Genomic DNA, 24,718 nt, shown 5'->3' with positions numbered 1-24,718 from the left:
CACCTTGATACCGTCTCAGGTCAGGCAGCCTCGTTGGACCCTGTTTTGGCGCGGAACTGCCCGGAAAACCCCGCTTCGGCGGGGTTTTCTGTCTTCTTCAAACCCTGCAGGAGGGGCGTTCCGGGCAAGTCCAAAAACAACGCAATGGCGACCTCCGGTCGCTCTTTGCCTTTGGCGAGAAACGGATTAAGAAACGGCTTCAGCCAAGCATTCGCGCGGAGCCAGTCATGACCGAAATCCTGCAGACCCCCAAGCTCGTCGTCGTCTTCGGCGGCTCGGGCTTCGTCGGTCGCCATGTCGTTCGCGCCCTGGCCAAGCGCGGCTACCGCATCCGTGTCGCCTGCCGGCGGCCCGACCTTGCCGGCCACGTGCAGCCGCTCGGCAATGTCGGCCAGATCCAGCCGGTGCAGGCCAATGTGCGCGTGCGCTGGTCGGTCGACCGCGCCGTGCAGGGCGCCGACCATGTCGTCAACCTCGTCGCCATCCTGCATGAGACCGGCCGCCAGAAATTCGGCGCGGTGCACGATTTCGGCGCGCGCGCCGTCGCCGAGGCCGCACGCTCGGTCGGCGCCGGCCTCACCCACATCTCCGCTCTCGGAGCCGACCCGAATTCCCCGTCCAGCTATGCCCGCACCAAGGCGCTCGGCGAAAAGGCGGTGTTCGATACGATCGCGGACGCCGCCATCTTCCGCCCGTCGATCAATTTCGGGCCGGAGGACTCCTTCTTCAACCGCTTCGCCAACATGGCGCGCTACTCTCCGGTGCTGCCGCTGATCGGCGGCGGACAGAACAAGTTCCAGCCGGTCTATGTCGGCGATGTCGCCGAAGCGGTGGCGCGCTCCGTCGACGGCAATGTCAGGGGTGGCCAGGTCTATGAGCTTGGCGGCCCTCAGGTGCTGACCTTCAAGGAATGCATGGAAGAGTTGCTGACGGTCATCGAACGCCGCCGTCTCCTGGTGCCGGTGCCGTTCTGGGTGGCGAACATCCAGGCATCGATCCTCCAGCTGCTGCCCAATCCGCTCCTGACCAAGGACCAGGTGCTGCAGTTGCGTGAGCACAATGTCGTCTCGGACGACGCCGTCAAGGCCGCCAGGACGCTTGCCGGGCTGGGCATCCAGCCGCAAGCGATCGCCACCATCCTGCCCAGCTATCTCTGGCGCTTCCGCGCCGCCGGCCAGTTCCAGCAGCGCCGGCCGATCGCCGACCGGTAGAGGATCTAAGTTTGATGCATGTCGTTAACCCAGAACCGCTGCACATTTCTGGGCGGCATGCATTGCTCAGCCCCGGCGCGAGACCTGCATCGGCAGGCCGCCCTGCGGCTGCGTGGTGAGCTTCTGCACCGGCCATGGCTTGGTGTCGGAGGTGACGTCGAAGCGGAAGCGCGACAACAGGATCGCTAAAGCGATGATCGCCTCCTGCATGGCGAAGCTGGCGCCTATGCACACGCGCGGGCCGGCGCCGAAGGGCAGGTACTGAAAGCGGTCGATCTTGTCGCGGTTTTCCGGGTGGAAACGCTCCGGCATGAAGGCGTTCGGCCTGTCCCAGAGTTTTCTGTGGCGGTGCACGACCCAGGGCATCACCAGCACGGCGGCGTATTTCGGAATGTAGAGGCCGTTCCAGGTCTCCGGCTCGATCGGCTCGCGGTTGATCGAAGGCGCCGGCGGATAGAGCCTAAGCGCCTCCTCGAAGGCCGCGCGGGTGAGCGGCATGGCGTCCAGCCACTTGGTCGGATCGGGCTCGCGCGCCAGCACGGCGTCGATCTCCTGCTCGACCCTGTCGCGTTCCCAGGGCGCCGCGGCCAGGCAATAGATCGTCCAGCCCAGCGCCCGCGCGGTCGTCTCGTGGCCGGCGCCGATGAAGGTGATGATGTTGTCCTCGACTTCGGCGCGGGTCAGCCCGTCCGGTCCGTCGGCCCGAAGCAGCAGCGTGAGGAAATCCTGCGGCACGCCACCCGGATCGCGCTTCATCCGTTCTTCGCGCATCTTCACCGTGCCGGCGACGATGTTGCGGAAATAGGCCATGGTCTTGCGGCCGCGGATGCGGGTGAGGCGCGGCAGCCATTCCGGAGCACGTAACAGGTCGAGCGGGTCTACGCGGCCCATGGTCTCGAACAGGCGGTCGATCTCCTTGGCGAAGCTGCCCGGCTCGCCGGCGATCTCGCCGGAAAACAGCGTCTCGGCCAGGATGTCATAGGTGAGCAGGGTCATGTCATGCGCGACATCGGTCATGCCGCCCGCTTCATAGCGGGTGACGAATTCCAGCGCGCGCTTCAGCATCGGGTCGGCGAAACCGAAGATATGGCGCGGCGTGAACACCGGCGCCATCGCCTTGCGCGAACGCTTCCAGACCTCGCCCTCGGCGGTCAGCAGCCCGTCGCGCAGGATCGGCCGCAGGATCAGCTGGCGCACCGTCGCCATCTTGTAGTTTTTGGCGTTGTCGATCAGCACATGGCGGATGAGGCCGGGATCGTTGGCGACGATCAGGTGTCCGCCGACGCCATTGGCCGAAACCCACGGCTCGTTGTAGGTGTGCTCGCCCCACAATTCGAGCGGGTTGCGGTAGACGATGCGCATCATCTCCAGCGTCGAAGGCGGCTCAGTGCGCGGCTTGGGCGCCGGCGGCACGAAGGGGGCGGGCTTGGTGTCCATAAAGATGCTCCGCTGACAGCGGTGAATGTAGTGCCCGACAAGGCCGGCGTCCATGTGACCGGACGGCACCGCACTGTCTCGCCATCTCGCCGGAATGTGACCGGCATCAGCCAATAGCTGCTTGTTGCCGGCGGTAGCCTGCGATAGTCACCAATAGATACCGCCAAGCAAGGAGCTCTCCCGTGAAGCATCGTCTGAACGTCATCATCGGCAGCACGCGGCCGGGACGCGCCGGTCCAATCTTCGGCGAATGGCTGGAAGGATTCACGCGCGAGCACGGCAAGTTCGAGCCGGCGCTGACCGACATCGCCGCGTTCCACCTGCCGATGCTCGACGAGCCGCACCATCCGCGCCTGCGCAAATATGAGAACGACCACACCAAGGCGTGGTCAAAGGCGATCGACGCCGCCGACGCCTTCGTGTTCGTGGCGCCGGAGTATAACTACTTCGTGGCACCCGCGATCGTGAACGCCATCGACTATCTGCTGCATGAGTGGCGCTACAAGCCCGCGGCGATCTTCAGCTATGGCGGCATATCCGGCGGATTGCGCGCCGCGCAATCGCTGAAGCCGCTGCTCACCTCGGTCGGCGTCATGCCGATCCCGGAGGGGGTGGCGCTACCGGCCTATGCGAGCCTGCTCGATGAGAAGCGCGCCTATCATCCGAGCGAGCAGGTGCAGGGCGGAGCGAAGACGATGCTGGACGAGTTGTTCCGCTGGAGCGGGGCGCTGAAGACGCTGCGCGCGGCCGAATAGGCACGAAAGCTTCCCAGCAAGGCAATTATCAGGCTGCGCTTAGGCGCGGCCTTTTGCGTTTCATCGACCCTTTTCGGCCGAACGCCGGGACCGTATCAGCGCGGGCGTGGAAGCACCTTGCCGCCAAGCCGGCAAAATGCCCGCAAACCTTGGAAAATCCGCCATTTGCGCCTATATCTAGGACATCAAAACGGCGCGATTCGCGGCCATTTTTCGGCGCCGGACCAGCGACATCAATCAGACAGGTTTTCATGAGCGATCAGACCGAAAGCGCATTTGGCGCGCAAGCCGAGTACGGCGCCGATTCCATCAAGGTTTTGAAGGGGTTGGACGCGGTGCGCAAGCGTCCGGGCATGTATATCGGCGACACTGACGACGGCTCGGGCCTGCATCACATGGTCTATGAGGTGGTGGACAACGCCATCGACGAGGCGCTTGCCGGCCACGCCGACCTCGTCTCGGTGACGCTCAACCCCGACGGTTCCGTTACCGTCATCGACAATGGCCGCGGGATTCCGACCGATATCCACCCCTCGGAGGGTGTTTCGGCGGCCGAAGTGATCATGACGCAGCTGCATGCCGGCGGCAAATTCGACCAGAACTCCTATAAAGTGTCCGGCGGCCTGCATGGCGTCGGCGTCTCGGTGGTCAACGCGCTTTCCGCCTGGCTCAAGCTCAAGATCCGCCGCAACGGCGAGATTTTCGAGATGAGCTTCACGCATGGCAATGCCGACGCGCCGCTGAAGGTGACCGGCAGCTACGTGCAGGACAAGCAGCCCGGCACTTATGAAGGCCGCAGCGGCAGCGAGATCACCTTCTTCCCGTCGGCCGAGACCTTCACCATGGTCGAGTTCGACTACAACACGCTGGAGCACCGGCTGCGCGAGCTCGCCTTCCTCAATTCCGGCGTGCGCATCGTGCTGACCGATGCGCGCCATGCCGACCTTGTGCGCCATGAGCTGCATTATGACGGCGGGCTGGAAGAGTTCGTCAAATATCTCGACCGGGTGAAGAAGCCGCTGATCGAGGCGCCGATCGCCATCCGCGCCGAGCGCGACGGCATCACCGTCGAAGTCGCGATGTGGTGGAACGACAGCTACCACGAGAATGTGCTGGCCTTCACCAACAACATCCCGCAGCGCGACGGCGGCACACATCTGGCCGGCTTCCGCGCGGCGCTGACCAGGCAGATCACCGGCTATGGCGAGTCTTCCGGCCAGACCAAGAAGGAAAAGGTCTCGCTGACCGGCGACGACTGCCGCGAAGGCCTGACCGCTGTTCTCTCGGTCAAGGTGCCCGACCCGAAATTCTCCTCGCAGACCAAGGACAAGCTGGTCTCGTCAGAGGTGCGCCCGGTGGTGGAAAGCCTGGTCAACGAGGCGCTGGGCACCTGGCTGGAAGAGCATCCGAGCGAAGGCAGGGTCGTGGTCGAGAAGGTGATCCAGGCGGCCGCGGCGCGCGAAGCCGCGCGCAAGGCGCGCGACATCACGCGCAAGAGCACGCTCGGCGTCACCTCGCTGCCCGGCAAGCTCGCCGATTGCCAGGAGCGCGACCCGGCCAAGTCGGAAATCTTCATCGTCGAGGGTGACTCCGCCGGCGGCTCGGCCAAGGGCGGGCGCTCGCGGCAGAACCAGGCGATCCTGCCGCTGCGCGGCAAGATCCTCAATGTCGAGCGGGCGCGCTTCGACCGCATGCTCTCCTCCGACATGATCGGCACGCTGATCACCGCGCTCGGCACCTCGATCGGCAAGGACGAGTTCAACGCCGACAAGCTGCGCTATCACAAGATCATCCTGATGACCGACGCCGACGTCGACGGCGCCCACATCCGCACGCTGCTGCTCACGTTCTTCTTCCGGCAGATGCCGGAGCTGATCGAGCGCGGCCATCTCTACATCGCCCAGCCGCCGCTCTACAAAGTGACACGGGGCAAGAGCTCGCAATATCTCAAGGACGAGAGCGCCTATGAGGAATATCTGATCGGCTCCGGGCTGGATGAGGCCTCGCTGGTGCTCGCCTCCGGCGAGGTGCGGACCGGGCAGGACCTGCGCAGCTCCGTAGACGACGCGCTGGCGGTGCGCCAGCTGATCAACGGGCTGCACACGCGCTACAACCGCAGCGTCGTCGAGCAGGCGGCGATCGCCGGCGCGCTCAATGCCGACGTGCTTGCCGATCTCGGCCGCGCCAACGCGATGGCCGAGCGCGTCGCGCAGCGGCTGGACATGATCGCCGAGGAGACCGAGCGCGGCTGGACCGGCCGGCTGTCGACCTCCAATGACGGCTCGGGCGGTTATGTCTTCGAACGCACGGTGCGCGGCGTGAAGGATGTGGTGCAGCTCGATGCCGGGCTGATTGCTTCGGCCGACGCGCGCCAGCTCGACCGCTACGCGCCGCGGCTTTCGGAAGTCTATGGCGAGCAGCCGACGCTGCGCCGCAAGGAGACCTCGGAGCTTGTTTCGGGACCGCTGGCGCTGCTCAACGCGGTGTTCGCTTCCGGCCGCAAGGGCCTCACCATGCAACGCTACAAGGGCCTTGGCGAGATGAATGCCGAGCAGCTCTGGGAAACCACGCTGGACCCGAATGTGCGCTCGCTGCTGCAGGTCAAGGTCAATGACGCGACAGACGCGGATTCATTGTTCTCGCGGCTGATGGGCGACGAGGTGGAGCCGCGCCGCGAGTTCATCCAGGACAACGCGCTGTCGGTGGCTAATCTGGATATCTGAGCGCACCTACACACTCAAAAAGAGAGGCCCGGCATTTGCCGGGCCTCTCTTTTGAAGCCTGCAATCAAGCTCAGTGGTCCATGGCCTTGACGATCTCTTCCGTCATCTTCTTGGCGTCGCCGAGCAGCATCATGGTGCCGTCCTTGTAGAACAGCGTGTTGTCGATGCCGGCATAGCCGGAGCCGAGCGAGCGCTTGACGAAGAGGCAGGTGCGGGCCTTGTCGACGTCGAGGATCGGCATGCCGTAGATGGGCGAGGACTTGTCATCACGCGCGGACGGGTTGGTGACGTCGTTGGCGCCGATGACATAGGCGACGTCGGCCTGCGCGAACTCCGAGTTGATGTCCTCGAGCTCGAACACCTCGTCGTAAGGGACGTTCGCCTCCGCCAAAAGGACGTTCATGTGGCCGGGCATGCGGCCGGCGACAGGGTGGATGGCGTATTTGACCTCGACGCCATTGGCCTTGAGCTTGTCGGCCATTTCGCGCAACGCGTGCTGCGCCTGGGCCACCGCCATGCCGTAGCCGGGCACGATGATGACCTTCTGCGCGTTCATCATCAGATAGGCCGCGTCGTCGGCCGAGCCTTGCTTGACGGTGCGCTCGATGCCGTCGTCGGCAGCCGCCGCCGTCTCGCCGCCGAAGCCGCCGAGGATGACCGAGATGAAGGAGCGGTTCATCCCCTTGCACATGATGTAGGACAGGATCGCGCCGGACGAGCCGACCAGCGCGCCGGTGATAATCAGCGCCAAATTGCCGAGGGTGAAGCCAAGCGCTGCCGCCGCCCAGCCCGAATAGGAATTCAGCATCGACACCACGACTGGCATGTCGGCGCCGCCGATCGGGATGATCAACAGCACGCCGAGCACCAGCGAGGCGGCGACGATCAGCCAGAAGACGAGCTTGGACTCGGTGGTGACCAGAAGCACGATCAGCACCACCAGGGCGACGCCGAGGACGATGTTGATCAGGTGGCGACCGCCGATCATGATCGGCTTGCCGGACATGCGGCCGTCGAGCTTGAGGAAGGCGATGACCGAACCGGTGAAGGTGATGGCGCCGATGGCCACACCGAGGCTCATCTCGACCAGCGCCTGGGCGTGGATGTCGCCCGCCGTGCCGATGCCAAAACTTTCCGGCGCGTAGATGGCGGCGGCTGCCACCATGACGGCGGCAAAGCCGACGAGCGAGTGGAAGGCGGCGACCAGTTGCGGCATCGAGGTCATGGCGATGCGGCGCGCGGTGACGGCGCCGATGCCGCCGCCGATGGCGAGGCCGAGCACGATCAGGCCGAAGCGGCCGGCAGAGGGGGTCGCCAGCGCCAGCGTGGTGGCGATGGCAATGCCCATGCCGATCATGCCGTAGAGATTGCCCTGGCGGCTGGTGGTCGGATGCGAGAGCCCGCGCAGCGCTAGGATGAACAGGATGCCGGACACGAGATAGAGGAAGGAAGCGAGATTGACGGTCACGTCACTTTTCCTTCTTCTTGTACATGGCGAGCATGCGCTGGGTGACCAGGAAGCCGCCGAAGATGTTGACCGAGACCAGCACCAGGGCGACGAAGCCGAAGCCTGCGGCGAGGCCGGAAGCGGCAATGCCGACGGCAAGCAGCGCGCCGACGACGATGACCGAGGAGATTGCATTGGTGACGGCCATCAGCGGCGTGTGCAGGGCCGGCGTCACCGACCACACGACATAATAGCCGACGAAGATCGCCAGCACGAAGATGGCGAAGCGGAAGACGAAGGGATCGATGGCGCCGCCCGAGAGCGCATGCGCCGCGCCGCTTGCGGCATCGGCCGCGCCCGGCGCGTTGTTGGCGAGATCCTGCACCGCGAGCCGCACGGCGGCGGTCGCCTGATCGAGCTGATCGAGAGCTTTCTGCAAGGCGTCCATCACGCGGTCCCCTTAGGCTTGGCTGCGGACTTCTTCTTTGCCGCCGGCTTCGCGTCGGCGGCATCGGCAACCATGGTCGTCGCCGGAATGGCCGCCGGCTCGGTGCGCGGCTCCTCCGCCGCCTTGGCGAAGTTCGGATGCACGACCCGACCGCCGTCGGTCAGCATCGTCGCCTTGACCAGTTCGTCGTCGCGCTTGATGGCGAGTTGCTTCGTCGCCTTGTCGACCATCGTCTCGAGGAAGGCGTAGAGGTTCTTGGCGTAGAGCAGCGAGGCCGAGGCCGCGACACGGCCCGGCACGTTGAGGTGGCCGACGATCTTGACGCCGTTCTCGGTCGTCACGACCTTGCCGGGAACCGCGCCCTCGACATTGCCGCCGCGCTCGACCGCAAGGTCGACGATCACCGAGCCCGGCTTCATCGAGGCGACCATGGCGGCCGAGACCAGCTTCGGCGCCGGTCGTCCAGGGATCAGCGCGGTGGTGATGACGATGTCCTGCTTGGCGATGTGCTCGGCCGTCAGCGCCGCCTGCTTGGCCTGGTATTCCTTCGACATTTCCTTGGCGTAGCCGCCGGCGGTCTCGGCCGCCTTGAACTCTTCGTCCTCGACCGCCAGGAACTTGGCGCCGAGCGACTGCACCTGCTCCTTCACCGCCGGGCGAACGTCGATGGCGGTGACCACGGCGCCGAGACGGCGCGCGGTGGCGATCGCCTGCAGGCCGGCGACTCCGACGCCCATGATGAAGGTTTTCGCCGCCGGCACGGTGCCAGCCGCCGTCATCATCATCGGCAGCGCGCGATCATATTCGGCGGCAGCGTCAATCACCGCCTGGTAGCCGGCAAGGTTGGCCTGCGAGGACAGCACGTCCATCACCTGCGCGCGGGTGATGCGCGGCATGAATTCCATGGAGAAGGCGGTGATGCCGGCCTTGGCCATTGCGGCCACCGCGGCATCGTTGCCGTAGGGGTCCATGATGGCGATGACGGCAGCGCCGGATTTGTAGCCCTTCAGCTCCGCGTCGGTCGGCCGGCGCACTTTCAGCACCACGTCGGCCTTTGACGCGTCGGCAGCCTTGCCGATCGTGGCACCCACCGCGGCAAAATCCTGGTCGGGGATGCGGGAGCCGAGGCCGGCGCCCTGCTCGACGATCACGTCGAAGCCGAGACCGGCCAGGCGCTTGACTGTCTCCGGCGAGGCTGCGACGCGCGGCTCGTTCGGGTCAAGCTCACGAGGGATGAACACTATTTGTCCCACCGGACGATCCTTTCGGCTGGAACCTTGATTACGCAAGGCGTCGGCCGGACGTCCGGCGACGTCGAGGGCGATGGGCTTGGGAAGTCTACCGCAGAATGAGAGTGCCGATGGCCGTGATCAGGATGAACACGATGAGGCCCGAGAAGAAGCCGCCGACGAAGAAGCCGAAGGCCATGGCGATGAGGATGGCGGCGCAAACCAGCGAGCCGTATTTGGCAAGGCCGAGGAAGGCCTTGTAGGTGCGGTCGTGCTCGGCATAGTCCATCTGCGCGCCAAGCTCGACCGGACCGGCGGGCGTGTGATCAGCCATGGAAGTACCCCTTCGAAAAAGCCTTTGAGGCACATAGCGAAAAGCCGAACCAAGAGCAATGGCGCTATTGCCGCACAGCCTGCGACAACAGCCTCAAATGAAAGTTGAAATTGAACGGCGCGCCCTGGCCCGCGCGGCAAGGGGGACTTCAGCCGGCGAGTTGGGGAAAAAGGCCGAGCAGGCCGACGACGATCAGGTAAAGCGCGACGATGTAGTTGAGGAGCCGCGGCATCACCAGGATCAGCACACCGGCGATCAGCGAGATCAGCGGCGTCAGCGCGATTGAATGAATGGTCATGTCGCAATCCTTTCATTCGACAGGCGATCGCCCGTCAGACGGCTGCGGAGCTTGTCCTGATGCAATTCCGGCCGGAAAACCGCTCACACTTTCCTGGAGTTGCTTGCTAACGCCGCAGCCGGCAGAAGGTTCATGGCCCGCGTTCAGGCAGCGGCGCGAAAGTATTTCGCCGTCGGCACGATCGAGAGGGGCGTCAGCCGGTTGATGGCCGGGTTGCCGAACATCAGCCGCTGCTCCATCGGCGTCGATCTGAAGAACGGCAATCGTTTGAGCGTCAGGCGCATGTTTTCGCCGGCCGGTATTTCGAACAGTGCGAGCGGGGGAAGAACGCCCGGAAATGCTTTAGCCTCTGTCCTCTGCACGGCCTGAAAGTAACGAACGTAAAAAGAGGAATGCTCCATCTTGACCGGCGTCAGCACCGAGTCCTGACCGAAGTAGCAGGAGGCGACCATGGCGATCCTGAGCGTCAGAAAAGGCAGCACCCCCGGCGCCGGCGCGCTGTCGGGGTCGGCCGCGAAGCGGGTTCCGTCAATGAAGGTTTCGCCGCGGGCGAGCCGTGGAAGCAAGACTTCGGGATAGGCATCGACCGAAGGCGAGTATGGCTGCGCGCTGGTAATATAATGGAAACGCAGTGTGCTGACCAATTGGTCATAGCAATAGACACCGAACCGATAGGCGTTGGGTAGATTATCCCAGCGATCCTCGAACATCCCGCTCGCGATCGGACCACACATACCTGAGCGCCGATAGGAATTGTAGCGGAGCCGATAGATCGCCTCCTGATCTTCACCCCCCGTGATGAGGCGATATTCAACATGATCCAGCAGTTCCATCATCGACCGGTTGAGCGCGGAGTCCATCCTCGCGCTGGCGTCGGCCGACGCACTCTTCCTCGCAGCATCCATTGTCAGTCCTCGAATTCCGCCTGCGACCAAGGCTATTCGAGTTGAAATGAGACACAAGCTGAAAATTCGATATTGCTGATTTACCTCTTGTTAACCTTAATGCCGGTCGCCCAATTTCGCTGATCATGCGCGAGAAAAGCAAATCCCGACGCGAGCGACCCTCTAATGCCAACCGGTTATAATCGACGAAGTCATTTCGAATTCAGAGCTTCGAAAGCGCCGAGGCACGCCCAGCCTACACTTGTCCTGAGCGGCCAATATATTTGGCGGGTCCTCAATACGGGTCGTAATTCTGCGAAGTGGAAGCCGTTTTGCGCTTTGCCCGGAAATCCGGTCAGCTGGCCGTTCGTTTGCCGGCGATATGCAGGTCCGCGGCAAATGGCCAGGTGACGCTCGACATCGTCTCGATGCCCGACGCGCTGAGCGCGGCGCCGAACAGAAAGCCTTGCACGAAGTCCGGCTTGACCAGATGAACCAGCGTCTTCAGCTGCTCGAAGGTCTCGACCCCTTCGATGGTGACTGAAAGGCCCAATGTCCGCGACAGGCTGACGATGCCCTTCAGCAGATCGAGCGACTGCCGGTTCTGGTTCATATCGACCAGGAAAGAGCGGTCGATCTTGATCTTATCGAGCGGCAGCTTGTGGAGATAGCTCAGACTGGAGTAGCCGGTGCCGAAATCGTCAAGCGCGATGCGCACGCCAAGCGCCTTCAAGTCCTCGATCGATTCGCGCGTCAGCGATTTGTCATCGAGCAAGGCGGTCTCGGTGACCTCGATTTCGAGCCGGTGCGCCGCAAGGCCCGACTTGGCCAAGGCGTCCCTGACCTTCTGGACGATGTCGCGGCTGCGGAAATCCTTGGCCGACAAGTTCACCGACACACTGGTCTGCGCCGGCCATTTGGCGCATTCGGCGCAGGCGGCCTCCAGCACGAAGGTGCTGATGTCGGAAACGATGCCCATCTCTTCCGCCAAGGGGATGAAGACGCCGGGCGAGATTGGGCCGAGGTCGGGATGGTCCCAGCGGCAGAGCGCCTCGCAACTGGCGATGCGCATGGTGCTGATGGAGACGATCGGCTGATAGACCACGCGCAGATCCTTGGCCTGCACGGCATTGCGCAGATCGGCCTTCATCAGCTGGCGATTGCGGAACGCGGCGTCCATGGCCGCCTCAAACAGCCGCCAGCTGTTCTTGCCAAGTTCCTTGGCCTTGTAGAGGGCAAGGTCGGCCTTGACGATCATTGCATCAACCTCGGTGTCCTTGACCTTGGACAGCACCGCGCCGCCGCTGGCCTGGATGCGCAAGCCGTGGCCGGCGACGTCCACCTCGCCCTGCAGGTCCGCGAAGATCCGATCGAGCAGGGTGCCGAGATGGCTCTCGTCCTCGACGCGGTCGAAGAAGATCATGAACTCGTCGCCGCCGAAGCGGCTGACCGTGATGCCCGGTCCGGCAATCGCCGCGAGACGCTCGGCCACGGCGTAGATCAGCCCGTCGCCGACCGGATGGCCGAGTGTGTCGTTGACGCTCTTGAAGTCGTCGAGATCGAGCACCGCGAGGCCGCAGAGCCGATCCTGCTCGCCGGAGGCCATGGCCTCACGGACCAGCTCGTGGAAATAGGCGCGGTTCGGCAGGCCCGTCAGATTGTCGTAGCGCGCCATGAAGCGTATCTTTTCTTCCGCCTCGACGCGCACCGTCACGTCTTCGAAGGTGATGACGCCCAGTTCCTGGCTGCCTTCGCGGGCGGAGAATTCGTAATGCTGACCATTGGCCAGCGAAACGAGCACCTTGCGGTCGCGGCCTTCGCGCAGGGCGCGCGTCAGCTGCGCCTCGATGTAGCGGCAGTCTTTCGGCGCCAGCATGCCGCCGGCGACGCCCCGCATCAAAAGGCCGTGGATCGAGCGTCCGAGCAAGGCATCGCCCGATCTCAGCGACATCAGGCGGGCGGCTTCGGCATTTGCCACCGCAACCCGCCCGTCGGGCCCCAGCATGACCAGGCCATGCGACATGGTGTTGAGCGCGCGATCGAACCGGCGCGTCAGGTTCCCGGCCTGCTTGTGGCCGATGACGGCGGAGAAGAGCACGTTGCGGACATGGTCGGCGCTGTTGATGGTGACGAACGTCAACGGGAAGATCATCAAGCCGAGGACGACAGAAGCCATATCCATGCGCAGGATGAGCGCAAGAGCCGCGGGCCCGACGAGGGTCAAGGAAAAAATCTGGACCATGCGCATGGACCCGTAGCTTCGTCCGACAACCGTTACCAGGGTCGTCAACGACAACGACACCGACGCCAGTTCAGCAAATTGGTCAGGACGCAGGTAGATCGACACGAAGCAGAATGACCCCAATGCGAGGCCCTGCGCGCTGCCTTTGAGAATGTAATTGCGCTCTATCGCTTCTGCCTCTGCGCCACTTGCTATGGTGCCGCCCGCTCTATGGAAGCCTCGGATGCTGAAGTACCGCCAGAGGCTGGCCGATAGCAGAACGAAAGCCAACGTCAGATAAAGCAGATCCTGCGTACGCAGGTAGACCATGAACCCGAGAATCCAGTAGCAGACGCCGCCGATCGCAACCATGCCGGCGTTGTCGAACAATGCCCGCACGAACTGGATATAGACATCCGCCGGGATGTTCTCGGTCTTTGTTCTACCCATGCCGCTGGCCCAACGCTACGCCTTGTCATGCCACACCCGCCTTAAGAAAGGCTTAGAACGGCGTTCAACCCCGGTTGCGGAGGGTTGCAGCAGGCGGGACAGACCAGGGAATCCGGGAGTTCTGGCGCCGTCAATGCGCCGGCGCGGTCACTCGGCGGCGCGAAGCGTCGGCTCCGCCGGAGCCTGGGCCAGACGCTCGATCAAGCGCGAGCGCTCGCCCGCCGCCTTCGCGGCGCTGGCCTGCCGGACATGGCCGTAGCCGCGGATCAATGCCGGCACGGAGGCCAGGGCGGTCGCGGCCTCCACCCTGCCCGGCGCCAGCGCGCCGGCGATGAGGTCGAGATCGGCTTCGTATTCCCTCAACGCTTGCCGCTCCATGCGCCGCTCGGCCGTGTAGCCGAAGAGGTCGAAGGCGGTGCCGCGCAGGCCCTTCATCGCCGCCAGCAGTCGAAAGCCCTTCATCATCCACTGGCCGAAGCTCGATTTCCTGGGCTTGCCGTCATTGCCGCGGCGGCCGAGGATCGGCGGCGCGAGATGGAATTCAAGCCTCTCGTAGCTCTGGAACTGCTTGGCGAGGTCGGCGGCGAAAGTGCCGTCGGTGTAGAGCCGCGCCACCTCATACTCGTCCTTGATCGCCATCAGCTTGAAGAGGTTTTTCGCCGCCGCTTCAGTCACCACCGTCGAGCCTGGAATCGCCTTCGCCTCGGCGGCGCGCAACGTCGCCACGCGGTCGGCGTAGCGCCTGGCGTAGGCGGCGTTCTGGTAGGCGGTGAGGAAGGCGACCCGGCGGGCGATGACATCGTCCAGCGTCTCGGCCGGTTTGGGCGCAGGCCTGCCGGTCTGAGCGACCAGGCCACGTACGAAGTCGGGCTGATGCGCGGCGCGGCGGCCCCAGCGGAAAGCGGCGATATTCATCGCCACCGCTTCGCCGTTCAATTCTATCGCCTTTTCAACGGCTTCAGCCGAAAGCGGCAGGCCGCCATGCTGGAAGGCGAAGCCAAGCATGAACATGTTGGCGCCGAGCGAATTGCCGAACAGAGCGGTCGCCGTGCGGGTGGCGTCGAAGAAATGCGCCTTGTCGTCGCCGGCAGCGGCCCGGATCGCCTTCTTCAGCCGCTCGACCGGCAGCGAGAAGTCCGCCGAACGGGTGAATTCGCCGGGCATGATCTCGGCGGTGTTGGCGAGGAAGATCGTGTGGCCCTCGCGGACCGCGCCCAGCACCTTCTTGGCGCCGGAGACGACGAGGTCGCAGCCGAGCACAAGGTCGGCCTTGCCGGCCGAGACGCGAATGGCGTGGATGTCCTCGGGTGTCGGGGCGATGCGGACATGAGTGAAGACCGAGCCGCCCTTCTGGGCGAGGCCCGCCATATCGATCATGCCGCAACCCTTGCCTTCCAGATGCGCGGCCATGCCGAGCACCGCGCCGACGGTGACGACGCCGGTGCCGCCGACGCCGTCGATGATCGCCGCCCAGCCCTGGTTGCCCATGCGGAATTCGGCCGGCGCCGGCACGCCGTCCAGCGGATCGGCCCTGCCGGCAGTGCCTTCGGCCTTCCTGATCTTGCCGCCATGCACGGTGACGAAAGACGGGCAGAAACCGTTGAGGCAGGAAAAATCCTTGTTGCAGCTCGACTGGTCGATGCGGCGCTTGCGGCCGAATTCGGTCTCGACCGGCTGGATCGAGACGCAGTTGGACTGTACGCCGCAATCGCCGCAGCCTTCGCAGACCAGCTCGTTGATGAAGACGCGTTTGTCCGGATCGGGGAAGGTGCCGCGCTTGCGTCGGCGGCGCTTTTCGGCGGCGCAGGTCTGATCGTAGAGCAGCACCGAAACGCCTTTCACCTCGCGCAATTCGCGCTGGACGAGATCGAGATCGTCGCGATGGTGGATGGTTATGCCGGCCGGGAAATCGGCCTTGCCGGCATATTTGCCAGGCTCGTCCGTGACAACGGCGATGCGCTCGACGCCCTCGGCGCGCACTTGCCTGGCGATCATGTCGACGGTCAGGCCGCCCTCATGCGGCTGGCCGCCGGTCATGGCGACGGCATCGTTGTAGAGGATCTTGTAGGTGATGTTGGCGTCGGAGGACAGCGCGAAGCGGATCGCCAGCACGCCGGAGTGGTTGTAGGTGCCGTCGCCGAGATTCTGGAAGATGTGGTCGCGCTTGGAGAACGGCGCCTGTCCGACCCATTGCGCGCCCTCGCCTCCCATGGCGGTGAAGCCGACGGTGTTCCTGTCCATCCACAGCGCCATGAAGTGGCAGCCGATGCCGGCGGCGGCCAGCGAGCCGTCCGGCACCTTGGTCGAGGAATTATGCGGGCAGCCCGAGCAGAAGAAAGGCGTGCGCGAGCCGATATCGAGCGTGTCGGCGAGCATCGCCTGGAACTGGCGCAGCTTCGCCACCCGCGCTGCGATCTCTTCCGAGGAGCCGATGGTGCGCAGGATCCGTTCGCCGAGCGCAATCGCGATCTCGTTCGGATCGAGCGCACCCTTGGCCGGAAACAGCCAGTCACCGCGCTCGTCCTTCTTGCCGACGATCACCGGCTGGGTGGCGGTGCCGTAGAGGTTCTCGCGCAGCTGCACCTCGATCAGCGAGCGCTTCTCCTCGACGACGACGATGGTGTCGAGGCCGCGGGCGAAGTCGGCGATGTGCTGGAAATCCAACGGCCACGGACAGCCGACCTTGAACAGGCGGATGCCGATGCGGTTGGCGGCCGCTTCGTCGATGCCGATATCCTCCAGCGCTTGGCGGACGTCGAGATAGCTCTTGCCGATGGTGATGACGCCGAGCTTGGGATTGCGGCCGCCGGAATAGACGATGCGGTTCAGCCCATTGGCCTGGATGAAGGCCGAGGCGGCGGCGCGCTTGTACTCGTGCAGCCGCTCTTCCTGGCCGAGCATGTCGATCTCGTGGCGGATGTTCAAGCCGCCCGGCGGCATGTCGAATTCGGGAATGACGATGCCCAGACGCTCGATCGAGGCGTCGACCGAGGCCGTCGATTCGATATTGTCCTTGACGCATTTGATCGCCGCCCAGGTGCCGGCGAAGCGCGACATGGCAAAGCCGTAAAGGCCGTAGTCGATGATCTCCTGCACGCCGGCCGGATTGAGGATCGGCACCATGGTGTCGACGAAGAGGAATTCGGTGGCATGCGCGTTGGTCGAGGATTCGGCCATGTGGTCGTCGCCCATCAGGGCAAGCACGCCGCCATGCTTGGAGGAGCCGGCAAGATTGGCGTGGCGGAAGACGTCGCCGGACCGGTCGACCCCCGGGCCCTTGCCGTACCAGACCGAAAAAACGCCATCATGCGTGCCCTCGCCCAGCAATTCGGTCTGCTGCGAGCCCCAGCAGGCGGTGGCGGCGAGTTCCTCGTTGAGGCCCGGCTGAAAGACGATGTCGGCTTGCGCAAGCTGCTTCTTCGCCCGCCACAGCTGCATGTCGAGGCCGCCCAGGGGCGAGCCGCGATAGCCGGAAACGAAGCCCGCCGTGTTGAGGCCCGCGCGGCGGTCGCGCTCGCGCTGCATCAGAAGCATGCGCACGACGGCTTGCGCACCCGATAGGAAGACGCGCTCCTTGCCAAGGTCGAACTTGTCGTCGAGCGCGACGTCGTGCAGCGTCATCAGGTATTTCCTCTGCGGAGGCGCCTCAAATCAGGCAGCCAACGTCGGAGTGGGACGTCGCAGTCTTTCGTCCCTAGGCGGTGAGGTCAAACAAAATCACAGAGGCCAGATAACACGCAACAAACGGTCTGGCGAGTGGCCGGTGGCGCATGCAAGATCATGCTAACCGCTTTGTGAGGAACAAAAATTTCGTGGCTCAAGTCGCTTTGGAGCAATCCGGCTTCTGGGCATCGGGCAGCTTGCCGTCAGGATGGCCGGCAAGGTCCGGGTTGAGCTCGTATTTCGGCCCGATCACCAGTGGCCGGTCCGGCAGCATCGTCTGGTCCTCGGACGAGGTCATCGTGGTATCGATGCTCTGCAGCAGCGTGCCGCTCGCATCCTCGATGCGGATCGAGACGGAATAGGGTTTATCTTTGACCACGCAGGTGAGCGGCGGGCTGGTGAGCGTGATGTGCGGCAGCTTCGGCCAGATCTTCTGGTTGACGATGAGCGGGTCGCCGCCGGCCGGATTCTGGAAGCTCACCACCGCGACCTGACCGTCGACCATCGGCCGCAGCGGCTTCAGCGTGATGACATAGGTGGCGATGGCCAGCCGGTAGTTGAACTCGAACAGTTTTCCCGAGATGGCGAAAAGCTGGTCCTTGCCGGTGTCGCGGCAGGCGCCGAGCGCGACTGCGGCGACCAGGGCGGCGCCGATCAAAGCTGAACGCGACAGTTTGCTAAGCATTGGGAACCTCCCTCGCCGCCGTGCGGCGGCGGTAATAGCGGTTTGCCTTCTGGCGATTGCCGCAGACAGCCATATCGCACCACAACCGGCTGGCGTTGCGGCTGCGGTCGACGAACAGCCAGCTGCAATTGGGGCAGATCCTCAGCCTTGCCACCGTTTCGTCGCGCAGCAGCGACAGCGCCGAGACGGCCAAAGCCGCCTCGAAGGCGATCGGCGTTCGCGGGTCGCCGAAAGGCTGGCCAGGCGATCCGATCTCGGTCGCGCTGCCGGACAGCCCGCTGGCGCAGGCCGTGAGGAAATCCGGCAGGTGGCTGGTCGCCACCGCGCCATTCGATACGGCATGGCGAAACAGACGATCGGTCGCTTCGCGGATCGAGATGACGGTCGGTTTGATCCCACCCGGCTCCGGCGCCCACAGCCGCCGGCCGCCGAGCTCGGCCGCGCGGAAGCCGCTGGCCGCCTCGGCGAAGCGGGCGATCTCGGCCGGGTCGTCGAAACGGTCGAAGGACTTTTGCGGATCGTTGCGCAGCACCACGGTGTTCGCCGTATCAAGCGCAAGGATGCCGCCGGTGAAGCGGTGCGGGGTCCAGGATACCGTCATGATCGAAATCTAACCTATAAAACGTGTTTGACAAGTTATATTCCGAGTGCAAATTTCCGAGTGGGCCGGATTATCCGGCCCGCGCATGGCACCAAAATCGGAACGATTTTTGGAAAGGGTCATGCGCAAAATCAAAGTGCTACAGCGTCCTTTGCGCGCCGGACGGGCGCGCGGCGCTGTAGGGGATGCCGCATGCTCTATTTCTTCCAGCAGGTGCTGAACGGGCTGCATTCAGGCGCGCTCTACGCGCTGCTCGCCTTCGGCTATGTGCTGACCAACGGCATCCTGCACCGCACCAACCTGGCCTATGGCGCGCTGTTCGCCTTCTGCGGCCAGACGATGATCCTGACCGCCGCCTTCGGTTATCAGGCGCTGTGGCTGACGCTGACCGCCGCGGTGGCGCTCGGCGTCGCCGCGGCCCTGCTCTACGCCGCGCTGATAAGCCACGTCCTGTCGCGCAGCGTGTTCGAGAGGCTCGCCGACCGCTCGCCCAACGCCATCGTGGTGACGACGCTCGGCATCTTGATCTTCCTGTCGGAGGCGAGCCGCATCGCCGCCGACACGCATGATCTCTGGCTGCCGCCGATGCTCGCCGATCCCGTCGTTTTCGCCGAAGGTGAAGGGTTCAAGGTCACGCTCACCGTCATCCAGCTGCTTGACTGCGCGGGGGTCGTCGCGCTGGTGGCGCTGGCGGCCTGGCTGTTTTCGCATTCGCGCTTCGGCCGCGCCTGGCGTGCCGTCTCCGACGATCCGAAGGCAGCGGCGATGTGCGGGGTCGATGTGCGCGCGGTGTTCCGTCGCGCCGTGCTGTTCGGCGGTTTCTGCGCGGCCCTGGCCGGGGTGCTTGCCGGCCTCTACTACGGCAATGTCTCCTTCGGCACCGGGCTGGTCTACGGCCTGAAGATCCTGTTCGTGACGGCGGTCGGCGGCTACCTGTCGCCGCTTCGGGCGGCCCTTGGCGCCGCGGCCTTCGGCATGGCTGAATCGCTCTGGGCCGGCTACTTCCCGCTCGAATGGCGCGACGCCTGGATCTATCTCTTCCTCGTCGCCATGCTGGTGCTGATCGGCGCCGGGCGCGACCAGGCCAAGATCGCCTAAGCGCGTCGCGATCTTTCAGATTCCCTTCATCCGCTTTAGGTTTTTGGTTTTAGCATGTCTTTGTCCCGAAACCGGTTCCCACTTTCAGGAGACATGCTTTAAGCATCCCAGACTTTCGTTGCATGACCTACCGTCAGGCGGCGGCATTCCGCCTCTGCGCGGCTTATCGATCTGCTCGGCGCGGCTTTGCCATGTTGACCTGCCGGACCACGCACTGCATACCGTTGGGCCAGGCGACGCGACACCGGAGGGGGAATCGGGCGCGCCGCATTGTGAGGGAGGATATGCATGGCAGGGCTTCTCGCTCTATCCAGGACGATCGACCGCATCAACGAGTTCATCGGCCGCTGGGTCTCTTGGCTGATCCTGCTTGCGATCCTCGTGAGCGCCGGCAATGCCGTCATCCGCAAGGTGTTCGACACCTCGTCCAATGCCTGGCTCGAACTGCAGTGGTATCTGTTCGGCGCCGCCTTCATGCTGGCCGCGGCCTACACGCTGAAGCAGAACGACCATATCCGCATCGACATCGTCTACGGCATGTTCTCGCGGCGCGTGCAGCACTGGATCGACCTGCTCGGCCACCTGTTCTTCCTGATGCCTTTCGTCGTGCTGATGGTGGTCTATTTCGTGCCTTATGTGTCGCTGTCCTTCCACAGCGGCGAGATATCGACCAATGCCGGCGGCCTGATCGTCTGGCCGGCCAAGGCCATCCTGCTCGTCGGCTTCTTCCTGCTGGCCCTGCAAGGCGTTTCCGAGATCATCAAGAAGATCGCCATCATGCGCGGCGACATGGACGATCCCAATCCCTTCATATCGGCGCATGAGCAGGCCAGGCTCGAGGCGGAGGCGCTGGCCGAGGAAGCCAAAGCCATCGCTGGCGAGGTCCGCCCATGATCGAGTTCATCGCGCAGAACATGGCGCCGATCATGTTCGCCTCGCTGATCATCTTCCTTTTGATCGGCTACCCCGTCGCCTTCTCGCTCGCCGCCAACGGCCTGCTGTTCTTCTTCATCGGCGTGCTGGTCTCGCCCTATTCCGGCGGGTCGATCAACCTCGCCTGGCCGCTGCTGCATGCGCTGCCGGACAATTTCTACGGCACCAGGGTGATGTCCAACGACACGCTGCTGGCGATACCGTTCTTCACCTTCATGGGCATCGTGCTCGAGCGCTCAGGGATGGCCGAAGACCTCCTCGACACGATCGGCCAGCTGTTCGGGCCGATCCGCGGAGGCCTTGCCTATGCGGTCATCCTCGTCGGCGCGCTGTTGGCCGCAACGACCGGCGTGGTGGCGGCCTCGGTCATCGCCATGGGGCTGATCTCGCTGCCGATCATGTTGCGCTACGGCTATGACCGGCGGCTGGCGGCGGGCGTCATCGCGGCCTCCGGCACGCTTGCCCAGATCATCCCGCCCTCGCTGGTGTTGATCGTGCTTGCCGACCAGCTCGGCCGCTCGGTCGGCGACATGTATGCCGGCGCCTTGATCCCGGGCATCGTACTTACCGGCATCTACATGCTCTACATCCTGATCATGTCGATCGTCCGGCCGAACTCGATGCCGGCGCTGCCGCTCGAGGCCCGCACGCTCGGCCGCGGCGTGCTGTCGCTGATCGTGGCGCTGCTGATTGCCGGCGCGATCTCATACGGCGCCTATCGCTATCTTGCACCGACACAGGGCGACAATGCCGACATCCTCGGCTTCGCCGTCGGGGTCATCGTCATCTATGTCGCCGCCATCGTCGACCAGCGGCTGCGCATCAACATGATGTCCAAGCTGGCGCAGCAGGTGGTAATCGTGCTGATCCCGCCGCTGGCGCTGATCTTCCTGGTGTTGGGCACGATCTTCCTCGGCATCGCCACGCCGACCGAGGGCGGCGCCATGGGTTCGGTCGGAGCATTGATCATGGCGGCGGCCAAGGGGCGGCTGTCGCTCGACGTCGTCAAACAGGCGCTCGCCTCGACGACCAGGCTTTCATCCTTCGTGCTGTTCATCCTGATCGGCGCGCGCGTCTTCTCGCTGACCTTCTACGGCGTCAACGGCCACATCTGGGTCGAGCATCTCCTGACCTCGCTGCCCGGCGGCGAGACAGGCTTCCTGATCGGCGTCAACATCCTGGTATTCCTGCTTGCCTTCTTCCTCGATTTCTTCGAGCTCGCCTTCATCATCGTGCCGCTTTTGGCGCCCGCCGCCGACAAGCTCGGCATCGACCTGATCTGGTTCGGCGTGCTGCTCGGCGTCAATATGCAGACCAGCTTCATGCATCCGCCATTCGGCTTCGCGCTGTTCTACCTGCGCTCGGTCGCGGCCCGCGTGCCTTACCTGGACAGGATCACCGGAAAGCAGATCGCGCCGGTCTCTACCGGGCAGATCTATTGGGGCGCCGTGCCGTTCGTCTGCATCCAGGTGATCATGATCGGGCTCACCATCGCGTTCCCGCAAATGGTCATGCGCTACAAGGGGGCAGCGGTGGAGCCCAGCACCATCGACCTCAAGCTGCCCGACATGCCTTCGCTGTCGCCGCTCGGCACGCCGCCGGCGAACAACGGCGCTGCCCCCGCCAATGGCGGCGCGTCGGCGGCGCCAGGCACGCCCGACCTGTCGCAGCCGCCGAGCTTCGGCGAAGCGCCGGCCAAACCGGCGGCGCCGGCACCCGACCTCTCGCAGCCACCCAAATTCAACTGAGGCGAGCGGACCATGAGAGCCGTGCGGCTGGAGGCGGTAGGCAAGATCGCGCTGCGCGAGGTCCCCAAACCCTTTCCCGGGCCTGAGGACGTTCTCGTGCGCATCGAAGCCTGCGGCGTCTGCGGCACCGACCGGCACCTTTTCCACGGCGAGTTCCCGTGCACGCCGCCGGTGACGCTCGGCCATGAATTCTCCGGCATTGTCGAAGCCGTCGGCGCGGCAGTGTCCGGCATTGCCATCGGCGACCGCGTCACCGGCGATCCCAACATCGCCTGCGGACGCTGCGCCCACTGCCATGCCGGCCGCGTCAATCTCTGCAGCAATCTCAGCGCCATCGGCATCCATCGCGACGGCGGCTTCGCCGACTATGTGCTGATGCCGCACAGGCAGGCGTTCCGGCTACCCCCGAACCTAAGACCGACGCATGGCGCCTTCTGCGAGCCGCTGGCCTGCTGCCTGCACGGCGTCGACCTGGCAGCGATCCGGCCGGGCGCGTCGGTCGTGGTGCTCGGCGGCGGCGTCATCGGCCTGCTCGTCGTGCAACTGGCGAAGCTCGCCGGTGCTGCGACCATCATCCTGTCGACCAGGCAGGCCTCGCGCCGCGCGCTTGCCGAGGAGCTCGGCGCGACGGCAACGGTAGATCCAAGCGCCGGCGATCCGGTCGCAGCCATCGCCGGCCCGAATGGCCTGGCGCCCGGCGGCGTCGACGTGGTGCTGGAGTGCGCCGGCGTGCGCGACACGGTCGAACAGTCGATGCGGATTGCCAAGGCCGGCGGCACGGTCGTGATCGTCGGCGTGGTGCCGCAAGGCATGAAGGTGGAAATCGAGCCGTTCGATCTTTTGTTTCGCGAATTGAAGGTGCTCGGCTCCTTCCTCAACCCGTTCACGCATGGCCGGGCGGCGCAGTTGATTGCCTCCGGGGCGATCGAGATCGATAGGCTGATCTCAAGGCAGGTCAGCTTGGAAGAGGCTCCAGACGTCATCGCCAATCCGCCGGCGCCGGGCGAGGTCAAGGTGCTGGTGGTGCCGGGACGAGGCTGAGACGCAGTCTTGCAATGTCTGCGATTGGCGAAACCCTCAACGACAGCATCCTCTCCCCGTCACTATACGGGGAGAGGATGCCGGCAGCCAGGTGAGGGCGGCGCCAACGCTGGACGGGTAGGCAAAGCCGAGGCTTCGACTCTCCTACCAAACCTGGGTGAATTGCCATTCGCCGAAGCCGGCGCTGCCCCTCATCCCCCCTGCCGGGACCTTCTCCCCGTCTAGAGACGGGGAGAAGGCGCCAATCGCCTCCTACAGCTTGCCGTTGCGCTGCTGCACCATCATGAAGGTGTCGTAATTGTATTCGGCGACCTGGGCCCAGAGATAGTGCTCCTTGCGGAAGCCCTTGATCGATTCCCAGATCTTCTTGAACGGCGCGTTTGAGGCTTCCATCTCGGCATAGACCTCGTTGGCCTTTTCGAAGCAGGCCGCCAGGATTTCCTGGCTGAAAGGCGCCAGCTTGGCGCCGCCGGCCACCAGCCGCTTCACCGCCGCCGGATTGAGGAAGTCGTATTTCTGCAGCATGTTGGCGTCCGCCGCCTGGGCGGCGGTGTGCACCAGCGACTTGTAGGCCGGCGACAGCTCTTCGTATTTGGCCTTGTTGAAGAGCAGGTGCACGGTCGGGCCGCCTTCCCACCAGCCGGGATAGTAGTAATAGGGCGCTACCTTGTAGAAGCCGAGCTTCTCGTCGTCATAGGGGCCGACCCATTCGGCGGCATCGATCGTGCCCTTTTCCAGCGCCGGGTAGATGTCGCCGCCGGCGATCTGCTGCGGCACGACTCCGAGCTTCTGCACGACCTTGCCGGCAAAACCGCCGATGCGCATCTTCAGGCCGGACAGGTCGGCGACCGTGTTGATCTGCTTGCGGAACCAGCCGCCCATCTGCACGCCGGTGTTGCCGCCCGGCAGGCCGAAAAGGCCCTGCGTGGCCAGGAACTCGTTGAACAGGTCGATGCCGCCGCCATGGTAGTGCCAGGCATTCATGCCGCGCGCATTGAGCGAGAACGGCACGGCCGCGCCCAGCGCCCAGGTGGGATCCTTGCCCCAGTAATAGTATGCCACCGTATGACAGGCTTCGACCGTGCCGGCTGCGGTGGCGTCCGCCGCCTGCAGACCGGGCACCAGTTCGCCGGAGGCGAAGACCTGGACCTGGAAATTGCCATCGGTCGCTTCCGACAGCATTTTCGAGAAGACCTCGGCGCCGCCATAGATCGTGTCGAGCGACTTGGGGAAGGACGACGCAAGCCGCCAGGTCACTTTCGGGTTGGACTGGGCGATGGCCGGCGCGGCGAGCGTCGCGGCCGCTGCCGCGGCGCCCACGCCGGACGCACCGGCCTTGCGGATGAATGAACGACGATCCATTAAGTTTCCTCCCTTGCGGATCAGCTGACCGATGCCGGGACATTCTCGGTGCCCGGACCGGTTGTCGAGAACCATACACGGGCAAGAAGTCGAGTCCAGCGCCGCGACCAAGCTAGCGGCCATTCGGCCGCCATCTGCAACTATAGTCTA

General features: G+C 64.5%; 18 protein-coding genes and 1 pseudogene. 7 read left to right on the top strand and 12 right to left on the bottom strand.

Annotation, left to right across the window (positions count from 1 at the left end; all coding sequences use genetic code 11):
• Window positions 1-227: 227 nt before the first annotated feature.
• Window positions 228-1,211 carry a complex I NDUFA9 subunit family protein gene (locus EJ068_RS18135; protein ID WP_127249705.1) on the top strand — a complete coding sequence of 328 codons (984 nt, stop codon included), beginning with the start codon at window positions 228-230 and terminating at the stop codon, window positions 1,209-1,211.
• Between the two features lie 66 nt (window positions 1,212-1,277).
• On the opposite strand, the gene EJ068_RS18130 is transcribed toward EJ068_RS18135, so the two are convergent.
• Window positions 1,278-2,648: a cytochrome P450 gene (locus EJ068_RS18130; protein ID WP_127249706.1), complete on the bottom strand. Its 1,371-nt coding sequence runs from the start codon at window positions 2,646-2,648 to the stop codon at window positions 1,278-1,280.
• 182 nt (window positions 2,649-2,830) lie between these two features.
• On the opposite strand from EJ068_RS18130, the gene EJ068_RS18125 reads away from it, so the two are divergent.
• Window positions 2,831-3,403, top strand: coding sequence for an NADPH-dependent FMN reductase (locus EJ068_RS18125; RefSeq protein ID WP_127249707.1), 573 nt, complete (start codon window positions 2,831-2,833; stop codon window positions 3,401-3,403).
• A 251-nt stretch (window positions 3,404-3,654) separates the two neighbouring features.
• On the top strand, window positions 3,655-6,126 hold the full coding sequence (gyrB, locus tag EJ068_RS18120) for a DNA topoisomerase (ATP-hydrolyzing) subunit B (RefSeq protein WP_129554683.1): 2,472 nt from the start codon (window positions 3,655-3,657) through the stop codon (window positions 6,124-6,126).
• Window positions 6,127-6,196: 70 nt separating this feature from the next.
• Here gyrB and EJ068_RS18115 read toward each other — a convergent pair whose 3' ends face one another.
• The 10 genes and pseudogenes from EJ068_RS18115 to EJ068_RS18070 all read right to left on the bottom strand — a co-directional run bounded on the left by EJ068_RS18115 (window position 6,197) and on the right by EJ068_RS18070 (window position 18,386).
• Complete coding sequence (locus EJ068_RS18115) at window positions 6,197-7,594, bottom strand: NAD(P)(+) transhydrogenase (Re/Si-specific) subunit beta (RefSeq protein WP_127249708.1); 1,398 nt, start codon at window positions 7,592-7,594, stop codon at window positions 6,197-6,199.
• 1 nt (window position 7,595) lies between these two features.
• Window positions 7,596-8,021 carry an NAD(P) transhydrogenase subunit alpha gene (locus tag EJ068_RS18110; protein ID WP_127249709.1) on the bottom strand — a complete coding sequence of 142 codons (426 nt, stop codon included), beginning with the start codon at window positions 8,019-8,021 and terminating at the stop codon, window positions 7,596-7,598.
• Window positions 8,021-9,274, bottom strand: coding sequence for a Re/Si-specific NAD(P)(+) transhydrogenase subunit alpha (locus EJ068_RS18105; protein WP_127249710.1), 1,254 nt, complete (start codon window positions 9,272-9,274; stop codon window positions 8,021-8,023). Before EJ068_RS18105 ends, EJ068_RS18110 begins: the two co-directional genes overlap by 1 nt.
• 85 nt (window positions 9,275-9,359) lie before the next feature.
• Window positions 9,360-9,584, bottom strand: coding sequence for an aa3-type cytochrome c oxidase subunit IV (locus tag EJ068_RS18100; RefSeq protein WP_042645175.1), 225 nt, complete (start codon window positions 9,582-9,584; stop codon window positions 9,360-9,362).
• A gap of 148 nt (window positions 9,585-9,732) precedes the next feature.
• Window positions 9,733-9,882, bottom strand: coding sequence for a DUF3096 domain-containing protein (locus EJ068_RS18095; protein WP_082056395.1), 150 nt, complete (start codon window positions 9,880-9,882; stop codon window positions 9,733-9,735).
• A 143-nt stretch (window positions 9,883-10,025) separates the two neighbouring features.
• Window positions 10,026-10,787: a hypothetical protein gene (locus EJ068_RS18090; RefSeq protein ID WP_127249711.1), complete on the bottom strand. Its 762-nt coding sequence runs from the start codon at window positions 10,785-10,787 to the stop codon at window positions 10,026-10,028.
• Window positions 10,788-11,121: 334 nt separating this feature from the next.
• On the bottom strand, window positions 11,122-13,437 hold the full coding sequence (locus EJ068_RS18085; RefSeq protein ID WP_129554682.1) for an EAL domain-containing protein: 2,316 nt from the start codon (window positions 13,435-13,437) through the stop codon (window positions 11,122-11,124).
• A gap of 147 nt (window positions 13,438-13,584) precedes the next feature.
• A pseudogene (locus EJ068_RS18080) lies at window positions 13,585-17,070 on the bottom strand (indolepyruvate ferredoxin oxidoreductase family protein); the annotation flags it as partial.
• 184 nt (window positions 17,071-17,254) lie between these two features.
• A complete protein-coding gene (locus EJ068_RS18075) occupies window positions 17,255-17,785 on the bottom strand; it encodes a hypothetical protein (RefSeq protein WP_126079870.1) in 531 nt (176 codons plus the stop codon).
• Entirely contained in the window at window positions 17,778-18,386 is a 609-nt protein-coding gene (locus tag EJ068_RS18070) for a CGNR zinc finger domain-containing protein (RefSeq protein ID WP_127249713.1), read from the bottom strand. Before EJ068_RS18070 ends, EJ068_RS18075 begins: the two co-directional genes overlap by 8 nt.
• Before the next feature lie 192 nt (window positions 18,387-18,578).
• On the opposite strand from EJ068_RS18070, the gene EJ068_RS18065 reads away from it, so the two are divergent.
• The 4 genes from EJ068_RS18065 (at window position 18,579) to EJ068_RS18050 (ending at window position 23,206) form a co-directional block, all read left to right on the top strand.
• Window positions 18,579-19,484, top strand: a complete 906-nt coding sequence (locus tag EJ068_RS18065; RefSeq protein WP_127249714.1) for a branched-chain amino acid ABC transporter permease — start codon at window positions 18,579-18,581, stop codon at window positions 19,482-19,484.
• A gap of 288 nt (window positions 19,485-19,772) precedes the next feature.
• Window positions 19,773-20,378, top strand: coding sequence for a TRAP transporter small permease subunit (locus EJ068_RS18060; protein ID WP_127249715.1), 606 nt, complete (start codon window positions 19,773-19,775; stop codon window positions 20,376-20,378).
• Window positions 20,375-22,165, top strand: a complete 1,791-nt coding sequence (locus tag EJ068_RS18055) for a TRAP transporter large permease subunit (protein ID WP_189342148.1) — start codon at window positions 20,375-20,377, stop codon at window positions 22,163-22,165. The genes EJ068_RS18060 and EJ068_RS18055 overlap by 4 nt, the downstream gene beginning before the upstream one ends.
• A 12-nt stretch (window positions 22,166-22,177) precedes the next feature.
• Window positions 22,178-23,206: a zinc-dependent alcohol dehydrogenase family protein gene (locus EJ068_RS18050; protein WP_127249716.1), complete on the top strand. Its 1,029-nt coding sequence runs from the start codon at window positions 22,178-22,180 to the stop codon at window positions 23,204-23,206.
• Between the two features lie 252 nt (window positions 23,207-23,458).
• Here the strand turns inward: EJ068_RS18050 and EJ068_RS18045 are convergent, their stop codons facing one another.
• The gene (locus EJ068_RS18045) at window positions 23,459-24,568 is read right to left on the bottom strand and encodes a TRAP transporter substrate-binding protein (RefSeq protein WP_127249717.1); all 1,110 of its coding nucleotides are present in this window, start codon (window positions 24,566-24,568) and stop codon (window positions 23,459-23,461) included.
• Between the last annotated feature and the right edge of the window lie 150 nt (window positions 24,569-24,718).

The sequence above is a fragment of the Mesorhizobium sp. M2A.F.Ca.ET.043.02.1.1 genome (assembly GCF_003952405.1).
Taxonomy (GTDB): domain Bacteria; phylum Pseudomonadota; class Alphaproteobacteria; order Rhizobiales; family Rhizobiaceae; genus Mesorhizobium.
This window is presented reverse-complemented; position numbering and strand designations above follow the sequence as displayed.

Bases quoted from the DNA above. Each gene is read 5' to 3' on its own strand.
- EJ068_RS18095 (WP_082056395.1), bottom strand. From the start codon at position 9,882: ATGACCATTCATTCAATCGCGCTGACGCCGCTGATCTCGCTGATCGCC.
- EJ068_RS18070 (WP_127249713.1), bottom strand. From the start codon at position 18,386: ATGACGGTATCCTGGACCCCGCACCGCTTCACCGGCGGCATCCTTGCG.
- EJ068_RS18100 (WP_042645175.1), bottom strand. From the start codon at position 9,584: ATGGCTGATCACACGCCCGCCGGTCCGGTCGAGCTTGGCGCGCAGATG.
- EJ068_RS18045 (WP_127249717.1), bottom strand. From the start codon at position 24,568: ATGGATCGTCGTTCATTCATCCGCAAGGCCGGTGCGTCCGGCGTGGGC.
- EJ068_RS18085 (WP_129554682.1), bottom strand. From the start codon at position 13,437: ATGGGTAGAACAAAGACCGAGAACATCCCGGCGGATGTCTATATCCAG.
- EJ068_RS18075 (WP_126079870.1), bottom strand. From the start codon at position 17,785: ATGCTTAGCAAACTGTCGCGTTCAGCTTTGATCGGCGCCGCCCTGGTC.
- EJ068_RS18130 (WP_127249706.1), bottom strand. From the start codon at position 2,648: ATGGACACCAAGCCCGCCCCCTTCGTGCCGCCGGCGCCCAAGCCGCGC.
- EJ068_RS18065 (WP_127249714.1), top strand. From the start codon at position 18,579: ATGCTCTATTTCTTCCAGCAGGTGCTGAACGGGCTGCATTCAGGCGCG.
- EJ068_RS18135 (WP_127249705.1), top strand. From the start codon at position 228: ATGACCGAAATCCTGCAGACCCCCAAGCTCGTCGTCGTCTTCGGCGGC.
- EJ068_RS18055 (WP_189342148.1), top strand. From the start codon at position 20,375: ATGATCGAGTTCATCGCGCAGAACATGGCGCCGATCATGTTCGCCTCG.
- EJ068_RS18090 (WP_127249711.1), bottom strand. From the start codon at position 10,787: ATGGATGCTGCGAGGAAGAGTGCGTCGGCCGACGCCAGCGCGAGGATG.
- EJ068_RS18060 (WP_127249715.1), top strand. From the start codon at position 19,773: ATGGCAGGGCTTCTCGCTCTATCCAGGACGATCGACCGCATCAACGAG.
- gyrB (WP_129554683.1), top strand. From the start codon at position 3,655: ATGAGCGATCAGACCGAAAGCGCATTTGGCGCGCAAGCCGAGTACGGC.
- EJ068_RS18110 (WP_127249709.1), bottom strand. From the start codon at position 8,021: ATGGACGCCTTGCAGAAAGCTCTCGATCAGCTCGATCAGGCGACCGCC.
- EJ068_RS18050 (WP_127249716.1), top strand. From the start codon at position 22,178: ATGAGAGCCGTGCGGCTGGAGGCGGTAGGCAAGATCGCGCTGCGCGAG.